This is a genomic window from Okeania sp. SIO2F4 (genome assembly GCF_010672385.1).
Lineage (GTDB): Bacteria > Cyanobacteriota > Cyanobacteriia > Cyanobacteriales > Microcoleaceae > Trichodesmium.
On record NZ_JAAHGT010001316.1, the window covers coordinates 1 to 1,813 of the forward strand.

Annotated in this window: 2 protein-coding genes and 2 pseudogenes; all 4 read left to right on the forward strand. The window is 33.3% G+C overall.

Annotated features, from left to right (window positions below):
- A pseudogene (locus F6K22_RS40015) lies at positions 1-233 on the forward strand (photosystem II q(b) protein); the annotation flags it as partial.
- Between the two features lie 194 nt (positions 234-427).
- Positions 428-583, forward strand: coding sequence for an element excision factor XisH family protein (locus F6K22_RS40020; protein WP_293110641.1), 156 nt, complete (start codon positions 428-430; stop codon positions 581-583).
- A 161-nt stretch (positions 584-744) separates the two neighbouring features.
- Positions 745-996: pseudogene (locus F6K22_RS42870) on the forward strand (element excision factor XisH family protein).
- On the forward strand, positions 984-1,325 hold the full coding sequence (locus F6K22_RS40025; protein ID WP_293110643.1) for a XisI protein: 342 nt from the start codon (positions 984-986) through the stop codon (positions 1,323-1,325). Before F6K22_RS42870 ends, F6K22_RS40025 begins: the two are co-directional and overlap by 13 nt.
- Positions 1,326-1,813: the final 488 nt, after the last annotated feature.

A 1,813-nucleotide genomic window follows, 5' to 3' on the forward strand; every position in this document is an offset into this window, starting at 1 on the left:
CATGGCCAGTAGTAGGAATTTGGTTCACAGCATTAGGTGTGAGTACAATGGCCTTCAACTTAAACGGTTTCAACTTCAACCAGTCCATCATCGATTCTAGTGGTCGTGTGGTAAATACTTGGGCAGACATCATCAACCGCGCTAACTTAGGAATGGAAGTAATGCACGAGCGTAATGCTCACAACTTCCCTCTTGACTTAGCTGCAGTAGAAGCTCCTTCTATCAATGGTTAATTTTTCACTGACTGATTGATTAAAAAAAGCTCTCCATTTGGAGGGCTTTTTTTATTTGAGTAAACCACAATTTAGGGACGTTGCATAACAAAAATGCGTTTCATGTCGCGCAGCGAAACGTCCCTACAGGGTTATTATTTTTTTATGTGGTTTATTGACCTGAAAACTGCCGTAAAGAATATTACGAAATATCTATGCCAACCAGAGATATTTACCACGACTCTGTTAAAAATGCCTTAATTAAGGATGATTGGACAATTACTACAGACCCTTATAAAATTGAATATGAAAATGCCGAACTTGATGCAGATTTAGCTATCGAAAAGACTGAAAACAAGGAACTTCATTAATTGATAATTGATAATGGATAATTGATAATTACCTCGGGTTTTAACCGTTCTTGATTGAAGATTGGGAAATACCCTAGCACTTTTTTTCCCCTTAAAAGGGGAGGCTTTAAGCCACAATTATTTAATTAACAATTGATAATTAATAATTCGGTAAAATTATTATAAAAATTAAGAGTTTTATCAGTCGTTCACTAATTAATGAGTTTGATAAGGCTCTTGGTCAGTATATTTTATATCGTAATTTAATTCAACTAGCTCAAAATGAATATTAATTAATTTACTTGGCGATTAAAGATAATATTTATGAAACATTTGTTCAGAGAAAATCTATAGAAGCTGTAGTGAAATTAAATCAAATAAATTTATTGATTGTGAATATGGAAGGTGAAGAGATTATAAAATGGATAGATTAGTGAATTATCGGCAATTAATTAAACAAGTTTTAACTGAGTATGATAATTTTGGTTGTCAAGCACCTAATAAAAAACGCGAAACTTGTTTAGTATTTGATGAAATTAACGACCATTATTTATGGTTGACAGTAGATTGGGAAGGGAGTAGGCAACATAAATATACTCATGTTCATATTCGGATTAAGAATGAAAAGATTTATATTGAGGAAGATTGGACGGAGGAAGGTATTGCTACAGAATTAATGGCTCAAGGTGTTTGTAGTAGTGAAATTGTTTTAGCTTTTCAACCTCCAGATGTGAGGAAATACACTGAATTTGCTGTTGTTTAATTAATTGTTATTGTTGTGAGAATTTGGGTATGGAAATAATTGACGATCTTGCTGACAATTTCCCTGTATATTTTGGCTACTGTTGAGTCTTTTACTATTCCTGGTTGAGGTTGAGTTGATTAAAAAAAGCTTTCTTATCGTAAGCATTCAGCTAGCTCGTAGTCAGCTATCAGCAATTAGTAATAAATAATTACTTCTAAGGTTGGGTAAGGGGACTTTGGCAGTAACTTTTTATTCTTTGCTCAGTTTCAAAGGTTGCTTTTACCTTTTCCTCTGATTAATAGCTGACGGCTGGCTTACCTCTTATATAGTTTTAATCTTCTACATACAGGGTTTTGCCAGAAGTTCTGATTTAATTGATAGGCAGGAACAGAACATTTCCTTTACTCCTCTTTTAAAATTGTCTTTTGAAAATTATCTTGGATTGACCAGTCAAAAACTACATATACTATTGCGCAATAGTTTTAATCTTCCACATACAGGGTTTT

Coding starts and splice junctions, on each gene's coding strand:
- F6K22_RS40020 (WP_293110641.1), top strand. CDS start 428: ATGCCAACCAGAGATATTTACCACGACTCTGTTAAAAATGCCTTAATT.
- F6K22_RS40025 (WP_293110643.1), top strand. CDS start 984: ATGGATAGATTAGTGAATTATCGGCAATTAATTAAACAAGTTTTAACT.